Consider the following 9,690-nt stretch of genomic DNA (forward strand, 5'->3'; position numbering starts at 1 on the left):
CCCGTGTGGAACGAAAAACCCCGCGAAAGCGGGGTTTTTTGTGGCCTGGAAGCTGGCACAGATTGCCGGCCAGCGGCCGGCACTACTGCTCGATGGACTCGATCTCATCGCGCATCAGCAGTTCGCTGCCCATGTAGCGCTCGAACTTGATGCGGCCGAAGCCGGCGGCGTACCACGCCTCGATACGGTTGTCTTCGAAGGTCGCCGTGACATGGCAGGTATCCTTGAAGGTCCGCGGCTGGTCGCCGACTTCCGTCTCCAGATCTTCGAAGCCGACGAAGGTGTAATCGGAGAAGCCGTCGTAGTCGATCGGCTCGACCGTCTCGTCGACATGGTTTGTGCGCTCGCCCTTGCCGTTGACCTCGAACCGATCGCCTGGCTTGGCGCTCTGCGGGAACGTCGGCGCAGGCTTGAAGATGTCGGTCATCACCGGCCTGGACGCGTCGCCACCCCAGGCGGAAATGCCCAGGCGCTCCTGGCCGAGAAGCTGGCGCCCGCTGGCGTCGTAATAGCTGGCCGTGCCAACCCCACCACCGGCGCTGCTCACCTTGATCGCCTCCTGCCCGGCGAACGTGGCCTTCTCGATGGTCAGCGTTTCATCGCTGCTGGACCACGACAGGCCCGGGGTCAAGGTAAAACAGGCGGCGAACTCCGGCGCGGCGATAGCGGGCAGCGAGAGACCAGCCAGGCCAAGAGCAAGCGTGGAGCGCAGCAGCAGAGACGACATATACAGATCCTTGTCAGTAGGCACGGGACGGCAGGGGCGCAGTCCGGGCGGGGATTGTACGTCGTGATCGCGGATCCCACCGTGCTGCGGCAGCCGATCCGCAAGCGCCTCAACGCGACCAACAAAAAACCCCGCTTTCGCGGGGTTTTCTGCTGCTGCGTTCAACCGTTCAGTGCTGCGTCGATCAGAACTTGTAGTTGAACGACGCGGCCAGCACGTCGCCACGGACCTTGTACTTGCCGTTGAGCGAGTTGCCCTGGTTGTTGGTGGTGCCACCGATGATCACGTCCGGATCCTTGGTGAACAGGTGGGTGTAACCGAAGTTGTATTCGGTGTTCGCCGACGGGGTCCAGCCCACGCCCAGCGACAGCCACTTGCGGCTGGTATCGGGCACGCGCACGTCGCGGTGAGCGTTGGTGGTCGGGGTCTGGTCCAGCGCGATACCGCCACGCAGGGTCACCGTGTCGCTCAGCTTGTAATCGGTACCCAGCGAGACGAAGGTCGTATCGCGGTAGCCGAACTCCAGCACCGAATCAGGCTGCGCCGACGCGAAGTCGATGGTGACCTGGTCGAACGCGGTCGACCAGGCAGTGCGGGTGACATCACCCATCACGGTCCAGCGGTCGTTGACGTTGTGGGTGACGCTCAGGGTGGCCGAGGCCGGCAGGGTCAGCGTGGCCTTGCCCGAGGTGCTCACGAAGCGGCCCGGCTGGGCGACGGCCAGCACGGCAGCAGCGTTCTGCGGCACATCGAAGGTGGCATCACCGCCGGTGATCTTGTGCTCGACCTTGGAACGGTAGCTGATGCCGATGTGGGTGTTCTCATCGGGGCTGAACAAGCCACCGACGGTCCAGCCCACGGCATTGTTGTCACCTTCCACGGTCAACTTGCCGTCGGCGCTGCCCGGGGCGAAGCCCGGCACGCGCGACTGCGCCAGCGCGGTGCCGAAGTCGATCTGGTTGCTCAGCTCGATGGTCAGGTGCTCGACGAACACGGACGCACCGAAGGACACGTACGGGTTGACGTCATACGAAGCCGCGAAGCCCAGGTCGATGGCCTTCATGTCGGTCTTCAGGCCGCTGTAACGGCCGACCCAGCCATTGTCGTAATCGGTCTTGAAGCCGAACGGGGCGGTCAGCGAGACGCCGAAGTGGGCCTTTTCGCCGATCGGCATATGGAAGTAGGCGGCCGGAACCGGGGCGATCATGCCGGCGTCGCCGCCGTCACCGCCGGTCTGCGGCTGGCCGGTCGGCTTGCGGCCGGTGCCCTTGAACTTGGCCGAGAAGCTGATGGCGCTCAGGTCGCCCTGGACCTGCATGCCTTCGAGCTGGCGCATGCCGGCCGGGTTGACGGCCATGATCGAGGCGTCGCCGGCGGCGCTGCCGGAACCGGCGAAGGCGCGGCCGAGGCCCTTGGCGCTGTTTTCCTTCAGCTGGAAGGCGGCAGCGTGGACGTGGCCCACGGCCAGGACACCGGCAATGCCGACGGCCAGGGCGGTGACGCGGGCAAGAGTGGAAGCGGTATGCATTGTTGGTTCTCTCCGGAAAGCGGTGATGTTGGCAACGCGCGCCTGCGCCGCCCCTCCCCTTGATGGGTCAGGACAACGCGCCGGATTCCCCTCCCGACATACGACGCCGTATGCGAGTATACCGAGAGCGGTTAATGAAACAATAACGTGCGTCGCCCTTGTGGCTATTCATGCTGAACACGACATATCCCCGTCAGGTCAGCCTCCGCGCTAGGCTAGTGCCCGCATGTTCGTGTCGACCCCCTCCCGCAAGAAAGCCGCCTACCGCTGGGCCACCCCCGTGCTGTTCGCGGCGCTGTGGGTCGCGTTCCTGTGGTCGATCTCCCGGCCGGACGACGCCCGGCGCAGCCTGTGGATGGACTGGGGCGCGCTTTCCACCGGCCTGACCCACCCGCTGGACTGGTGGGCGACCCTGCAGGACGGCAGCGTGCTGCGGCTGTTCACCGCGCTGTTCCTGCATGCGGACTGGTCGCACCTGCTGGGCAACCTGGTGTTCCTGCTGATCTTCGGGCTGCCGGCCGAGCGCGTGCTGGGCCCATGGCGGCTGATGCTGCTGTTCCTGGTCGGCGGGGCGATTTCGAATCTGACCGCGATCTACACCATGGGCAGCCCGGACCAGATCATCATCGGGGCCAGCGGCGCGGTGTCGGCCCTGATCGGCGCCTATCTGGCGCTGTTCCCGGGCGCGCGGCTGGGCGTGGTGATTCCGCTGGGCCTGTTCCTGGAATTCGTGCGTGCGCCGGCCTATCTGCTGATCGGTGTCTGGGCGGCGCTGCAGGTGGTCTTCGCCTACATCGGCCCGACCTTCGGCATGGTCGCCTGGTGGGCGCACATCGCCGGCTTTGTGTTCGGGCTCGGCTATGGCGTGTATGTGCGTGCAGCGATCGCGCGGCGGCTGCGCAAGCGGCATGGGTTTTGAGGGCATGACCGGAAGCGGGTCGGCCGACAGATCGGCCAACGGGTAGTGCCGGCCGCTGGCCGGCTCCACGCAGGGTTGGATTCGAGCAGAGCCGGCCAGCGGCCGGCACTACCTGGTGGGCTTCATGCAGAGCCGGCCAGCGGCCGGCACTACCGATCAGGGCTTGATCGGTGCCGTCGAGGCCGGGGCTTCCGGCTTGGCCGGTGCAGGCGTAGCCGGTGCAGCCGCAGGCTGTTCGGCCGGCTTGGTCTCTGCCGGCTTGGTCTCTGCCGGCTTGGTCTCTGCAGGTTTCGTTTCTGCCGGCTTGACCGTTGCATCGGCAGGCTTTGCCACCGCTGCCCCTGCCGGCTTTGCCGCCGGCTTCTTCGCCGCCTCCGCCTTCTGCCTGGCCAGCACCGAACCCGGTTGCTTCAACTCGGCCAGGGCATCGTTGATCGGGCCATCGCCCGGCAGCACGTCACCGGCCTTGTAGCCTTCGGTGCCTTCTTCGTCACCGCGCAGGTGCCCGGGCAGCGTGGCTTCGCTGTAGTCGGTCAGGCTGGCCGGCAGGTCGTCATCGCCAGCACGCTTTTCCGGCTGCAGCAGCACATCGGGAATGATGCCGGTGGCCTGGATCGACTTGCCGCTCGGCGTGAAATACCGCGCGGTGGTGAGTTTCACCGAGTCCCCGTTGTCCAGCGGCAGTACGGTCTGCACCGAGCCCTTGCCGAAGGTGCGGCTGCCGACCACGCGCGCGCGGCCGTTGTCGCGCAGGGCGCCGGCCAGCACCTCGGAGGCACTGGCCGAGCCGGCGTCGGCCAGCACCACGACCGGCGCGCCCTTGAGCAGATCGCCCGGCGTTGCATCGAAACGGGCATCGCTGATCGAGATGCGGCCACGGGTACTGACGATGTTGCCCTTCTCGAGCAGGTCGTCGGCTACCTGCACCGCGGCGGTCAGCAGGCCACCCGGGTTGCTGCGCAGGTCCAGCACCAGCCCCTTGAGCTTGCCACCAGCCTGCTGCTGCAGCTGGGCAACGTGCTTCTGGAAATCGGCACCGGTGTCGGCCTGGAAGGTGCTCAGGCGGATGTAGCCGTAACCGGGTTCAAGCATCCGGCTGCGCACGCTGGTCACGCGGATGGTCTCGCGGGTGACGCTGACATCGAACGGCTTGGGCTTGCCTTCGCGCACCAGGGTCAGCACGACCTTGGTGCCGGCCACGCCGCGCAGCGGCTCGGTAGCCTCGATCGCACTGATCGGCTTGCCGTCGATGGCGATGATCAGGTCGCCAGCAAGGATGCCCGCGCGTGCGGCCGGGGTATCGTCGATCGGCGAGATCACTTTCAGGCTGCTGTTGTCGGGCTGCTGCTGCAGCTCCACGCCGATGCCGTCGTAGGCGCCGTTGGCCTGCTCATCGAAGGCTTCGGCGTCTTCCTTGTCGAAATAGGTGCTGTGCGGATCCAGATCCAGCAGCAGGCCACGGATGGCGGACTGCATGAGCTTCTTGTCATCGACCGGGTCGACGTAGGCGGCGCGCACCGCGTTGTACACGGCCACATAGCGGCGGATCTCTTCCAACGGAACCCGTGAGGTCACCGCTTCTTCCGTGGTGGCCGCATCGGCCCCGCGTGCCGGCGCTTCGGCGGTCTGCTGCGCCCAGGACACCGCGGGCAACAGGGCCAGCAGCAAGGTGGCGGAACGGGCTACGCGCATGAAGCACTCCAGGATGAGCGGGGGACGGTTGAGCCACGCACCGGGGTGCGTCGCCCGATTATGCGCGAAGCGACGATAAATTCCCGTTGAACCCCGCCCCTGGCGGTGCGCTGCTGTTGTGCGCGGTTTATCGCCGCTGCAGCCAGCTGCCGGGGTCGACCGGCTGGCCATTGCGGCGCAGCTCGAAGTACAGCGCGGTCACGCCCTGCCCACCCGAGTTGCCGACCTTGGCCACGGCCTCACCCTTCTTCACCGTGGCGCCGGCATCGCGCAGCAGGGTGTCGTTGTGGGCGTACAGGCTCATGTAGCCGTTGCCGTGGTCGACGATCAGGATCATGCCGTAGCCGGTCATCCAGTCGGAGAACACCACGGTGCCATCGGCGACGGCGGTGATCGTGCTGCCCGCTGGCGCACCGATCAGCACGCCGCTGCTGGTGCGGCCATCGGGCAGCTTGCCGCCATAGCGGGCGAGCAGATTGCCGGACAACGGCCAGCCCAGGCCGCCCACCTTCGGGGCCGGTGCGGAAGCGACCGCAGGGGGCGTCTTGGTCGCCCGCGGCGGCGGCCGCGTGCCACTGGCGGCAGCAGCGCGATCAGCCTTCTCCGCAGCGGCTTTTTCCGCAGCGGCCCGGCGCGCGGCAGCGCGACGTTCCGCCTCGGCACGTGCAGCGGCGGCACGCAGATTCGCGAGCAGCCTTTCCAGTGCCTTGGCGTCCTGGCCCAGCGCCTTCTCACGCTCGCTGCGGTCCTTGTAGCGCTCATCCAGCGTGGCAACCGTGGCCGCCCGCTCGCGGCGGTCATCGGCCAACGTGGCCACCTGCTGTTTCTGCTGTTGGCGGGTGCCTTCCAGCGCCTTGCGCCGTTCGACGATCTCCGTCTCCACGCGCTGCAGTTCGGTGAGGTCGGCCGTCAGCGACTGGATCCGCTGCGCGCGCTCGCGCTGCAGGTAGCGGTGGTAGGCCAGGCTGCGGTTCGCATCGGCAACACGGTCCTGCGACAGCAGCAGCTTCAGCGGTGCGTTGTTGCCGATGCGATAGGCCGCGCGCAGCAGCGAGGCCAGCTCCGTGCGCTGCTGTTCCAGCCCGGCCTGCAGCGCATCGCGCTTGGCCTGCAGTTCGTTCATGGCGCGGGTTTCGCGCTGCAGCGCGGTTTCGGTCTGGGCCAGTACGCGCCCGGTGCGGGCCACCTTCTCATCGGCTTCGCGCAGCTGGCGCGATGCCTGCCCACGCTGGCCTTCCAGCGTCCGCCGTTCCTGGGCCACGCCCTTGAGCTCGCTGCGCAGCTTCTGCAGCTTGCGCTCGGCCTCCTTGGACGACTGCGCGGCCAGCGGGCTGGCGCCGAGCACGGCCACTGCCAGCACGAGGGCACGCAACGCCGGGCTCAGCCACTGCGTGCGACCGCGTCCATCGGTCGGATTGTTATCCCGGCGTGAGGAAAAGGCGTTGTGGCGCAAGGGCTTTCCAGTGACTTCAGGCAGATGCGGATTGCAACGATGCATGGTGACATTCCTGCAGGCGGCCTGCCAGCCGCGCTCCACCATCGAGGTTCCCATGAAACGCTCCCTGCTTCCGCTGCTGCTGGCCCTGACGCTGCCCTGTGGGCCGGCCTTGGCAAGCGACAACATCAGCAAGGTCAACGGCAGCATCTCCGCCGAGGCTGGCCAGAGCTACGGCAATCTGGAGACGGTCAACGGCGGCATCAAGGTCGCCGAAGGCGCCGTCACCGGTCGCATTGAAACCGTCAACGGCGGCATCCGGGTGGCCGATCGCGCGCGCACCGGCGGCATTTCCACGGTCAATGGCAGCGTGCGGGTGGGGCGCGAAGTGATTGCCAGTGGCGGCGTGGACACCGTCAACGGCGGCATCTTCCTGGACCGCGGCACGCAGATCGATGGCGGCCTGGAAACCGTCAACGGCAGCATCGGCCTGGTCGAAACGCGCGTGGCGCGCGGCATCGAAACGGTCAACGGCGACATCACCGTTGGCGTGGGCTCGCAGGTCGAGGGCGGGATCGAGGTCAAGAAGCCGAACTTCAACCTGTCCTTGACGCCTGGCCGCAAGCCGCGCGTGATCATCGGGCCGAACGCGTCCGTCAACGGAGCGCTGCAGTTCGAGCGCGAGGTCACCCTGTACGTGCACCGCACTGCCCGCATCGGCCGGGTCAGCGGCGCCGTGGCCGTACCTTTCGATACCGACACCGCGCCACAGGATTGATATGGTGGTGACTGGTGCCATGCGCACCCGCCTTTCCCGTTCCAGGAACCGATGATGCCCCGCAAACTTCTGTTGTGCCTTGCCGCTGCCGCTGCGTTGACCGCGTGCAAGGGCGAATCCACCGCGCCCACCGCAGCGCCCGCCACCGACGCGGCGCCCACCGCACCGGGCCACGCGTTCTCGCCCGAGATCAACGCCGACGACTTCGCCGAGCTGGTCAAGACCCTGGCCTCGGATGAGTTCGAAGGCCGTTCGCCGGGCAGCAAGGGCGAAGAATTGACCGTCAATTACATCCGCGACCAGATGCAGCGCATCGGCCTGCAGCCGGGCAACGGCGACAGCTGGTTCCAGGACGTGGCGATGACCGAGACCACCGCCGACGAATCGACCGTGCTCAAGCTGGACCAGGCGGGCAAAACCCGCGAGCTGACGTTCGGCACCGACATGGTGATCGGCACCCGCAGCGGCCAGCCGGAGGTGAAGGTCCAGGACAGCGATCTGGTGTTCGTCGGCTACGGCGTGGACGCACCGGAGCAGAAGTGGAACGACTACGCCGGCCAGGACTGGAAGGGCAAGACCGTCGTGATGTTCGTCAACGACCCGGGCTTCCACGTCAACGACGAGAAGCTGTTCGACGGCAAGCGCATGACCTATTACGGCCGCTGGACCTACAAGTTCGAGGAGGCCGCACGCAAGGGCGCTGCTGCCGCACTGATCGTGCACGACACCGCCGGTGCGTCGTACGGCTGGGATGTGGTCAAGAACTCGTGGGCCGGCCCGCAGTACGACCTGCCGGCCAAGGATGATCCGGAAGCGCGCCTGCCCGCACAGGGCTGGTTGAGCGCCGAGGCCGCGCGCCAGCTGTTCGCCGAGGCCGGCCTGGACCTGGACAAGGCCTACAAGGATGCCAGCAAGCGCGGCTTCAAGCCGGTCCCGCTGAAGGCCAAGGTCTCCTTCGACCTGAAGAGCACCATCGCCGAGAAGAAGTCGCGCAACGTGGTCGGCGTCCTGCCCGGCAGCAAGCGCGCCGACGAGGCCGTGCTGTACATGGCGCACTGGGATCACCTGGGCAAGCACGAGGGTGAGCAGGGCGACAACATCTACAACGGTGCCGTCGACAACGCGACCGGCGTGGCCGGCATCCTGGAAGTCGCTGACGCGATGGTCCACCAGCAGCCGGCACCGGAGCGTTCGGTGGTGTTCCTGGCGGTGACGCTGGAAGAGTCCGGCCTGCTCGGCTCGAAGTACTACGTCAGCCACCCGACCTTCCCGCTGGACAAGATCGCCGGCGTGATCAACATCGATGCGATGTCGGTGGCCGGCCGCGCCAAGGACATGACCGTGACCGGTTTCGGCAGCTCCGAGCTGGAGGACATCCTCAAGCCGCTGGCCGCGAATCAGGGCCGCACCCTGCACGGCGAGACCGCGGTGCAGAGCGGCTTCTACTTCCGTTCGGATCATTTCAACTTCGCCAAGGCGGGCGTGCCGGCGCTGTATGCCGACGGTGGTGAGGATCTGCGCGAGGGCGGTGTCGAGGCTGGCCGCAAGGCGGCCGAAGACTACGGCAGCCACCGTTACCACGGCCCCAAGGATGAGTTCGATCCGGCCACCTGGAAGCTGGACGGCACGGTCGAGGACCTGCAGCTGCTGTACGGGGTTGGCAAGGAACTGGCCGGCGGCGATCGTTGGCCGAACTGGTACGAAGGCAATCCGTTCAAGGCGGCACGCGATGCGATGATGAAGGGCAAGGGCGCTGAGGCGCCGGCCGCGGAGTCTGCGCGCTGAGCGGTCGTTCTAGCTGATGTGATCTCTGTTTCATGAAAACGGCGCCTTTCGGGGCGCCGTTTTTTTTGCGGCGGCGGCTGGGTTGGTCGGGCGTTGGGACGCGATACCCTTGCCGGCGAATGTCCCCCGGGGTCGGCCTGTGGCCGCCCCCTCCTCCTTAATTTCGCCCACAAGGGCATCGCGACCCACGTGTGGAGACCACTGGCGCCGCCCAGCAGCAGCGCGACAGCGAGTGCCGGGATTGATCTGGTCAGTCCGCACACAGCACGCGAAGCCTCGTAGCGGCCGGTAGGCGCCTGGGCAAAATCAAGGAGGAGGGCGTCGTCGTCAGGCGGCGGCCGGGGGACATTTGCCGAGGGGCCTGCCGGTCGCTACGGGGGCCTTACGCTCGCGGAAGATGCGAGCGGAGACGCCACCATTCCCAAAACGCAGAACTGCCCAGCGAGACCCGCCGCACTACTGCTCAGCGAGACCCGCCGCACTGGCTGCATGACCGTGCTCATCTGCTGTGGCACGTGAAATGAGGCGCTCCCATCCGTTGGGAGAAGGACAAAAAAAACCCCGCTGCGTGAGCAGCGGGGTTTTGGGTAAAAACCCTGGCGATGACCTACTCTCGCATGGCTTAGGCCACACTACCATCGGCGCAGCTGCGTTTCACTTCCGAGTTCGGGATGGGATCGGGTGGTTCCACAGCGCTAATTTCACCAGGGAGACGGTTGGAGCAGCGCGATGCGCCGGCTCAGCAGAGGTCTCTTCCGAGAAACAGATACCTGCAAAAACCAGGTGCCTGCAATAAAAGAAAACCCCGCTGCGTGAGCAGCGGGGT

Annotated in this window: 7 protein-coding genes and 1 rRNA gene; 3 read left to right on the forward strand and 5 right to left on the reverse strand. The window is 66.7% G+C overall.

Going from position 1 to position 9,690, the window contains the following annotated elements; all coding sequences use genetic code 11:
* Positions 1-82 precede the first annotated feature (82 nt).
* Positions 83-727, reverse strand: coding sequence for a hypothetical protein (locus HMPREF3113_RS06790; protein ID WP_019186001.1), 645 nt, complete (start codon positions 725-727; stop codon positions 83-85).
* 184 nt (positions 728-911) lie between these two features.
* Entirely contained in the window at positions 912-2,255 is a 1,344-nt protein-coding gene (locus tag HMPREF3113_RS06795) for an outer membrane protein transport protein (protein WP_070426471.1), read from the reverse strand.
* A 226-nt stretch (positions 2,256-2,481) separates the two neighbouring features.
* On the opposite strand from HMPREF3113_RS06795, the gene HMPREF3113_RS06800 reads away from it, so the two are divergent.
* The gene (locus tag HMPREF3113_RS06800; protein WP_070471546.1) at positions 2,482-3,174 is read left to right on the forward strand and encodes a rhomboid family intramembrane serine protease; all 693 of its coding nucleotides are present in this window, start codon (positions 2,482-2,484) and stop codon (positions 3,172-3,174) included.
* A 156-nt stretch (positions 3,175-3,330) separates the two neighbouring features.
* On the opposite strand, the gene HMPREF3113_RS06805 is transcribed toward HMPREF3113_RS06800, so the two are convergent.
* Both HMPREF3113_RS06805 and HMPREF3113_RS06810 read right to left on the reverse strand, forming a co-directional pair.
* Positions 3,331-4,866, reverse strand: a complete 1,536-nt coding sequence (locus tag HMPREF3113_RS06805; RefSeq protein ID WP_070471547.1) for a S41 family peptidase — start codon at positions 4,864-4,866, stop codon at positions 3,331-3,333.
* Between the two features lie 127 nt (positions 4,867-4,993).
* The gene (locus HMPREF3113_RS06810) at positions 4,994-6,364 is read right to left on the reverse strand and encodes a murein hydrolase activator EnvC family protein (RefSeq protein ID WP_070471548.1); all 1,371 of its coding nucleotides are present in this window, start codon (positions 6,362-6,364) and stop codon (positions 4,994-4,996) included.
* Positions 6,365-6,416: 52 nt separating this feature from the next.
* On the opposite strand from HMPREF3113_RS06810, the gene HMPREF3113_RS06815 reads away from it, so the two are divergent.
* Both HMPREF3113_RS06815 and HMPREF3113_RS06820 read left to right on the forward strand, forming a co-directional pair.
* A complete protein-coding gene (locus HMPREF3113_RS06815) occupies positions 6,417-7,079 on the forward strand; it encodes a hypothetical protein (RefSeq protein ID WP_070471554.1) in 663 nt (220 codons plus the stop codon).
* Positions 7,080-7,133: 54 nt separating this feature from the next.
* Positions 7,134-8,864, forward strand: a complete 1,731-nt coding sequence (locus HMPREF3113_RS06820) for a M28 family metallopeptidase (RefSeq protein WP_070471555.1) — start codon at positions 7,134-7,136, stop codon at positions 8,862-8,864.
* 594 nt (positions 8,865-9,458) lie between these two features.
* Here HMPREF3113_RS06820 and rrf read toward each other — a convergent pair.
* Positions 9,459-9,573, reverse strand: a 5S ribosomal RNA gene (gene rrf / locus HMPREF3113_RS06825).
* Positions 9,574-9,690: the final 117 nt, after the last annotated feature.

The organism is Stenotrophomonas sp. HMSC10F06, assembly GCF_001807865.1.
Classification (GTDB): domain Bacteria; phylum Pseudomonadota; class Gammaproteobacteria; order Xanthomonadales; family Xanthomonadaceae; genus Stenotrophomonas; species Stenotrophomonas bentonitica_A.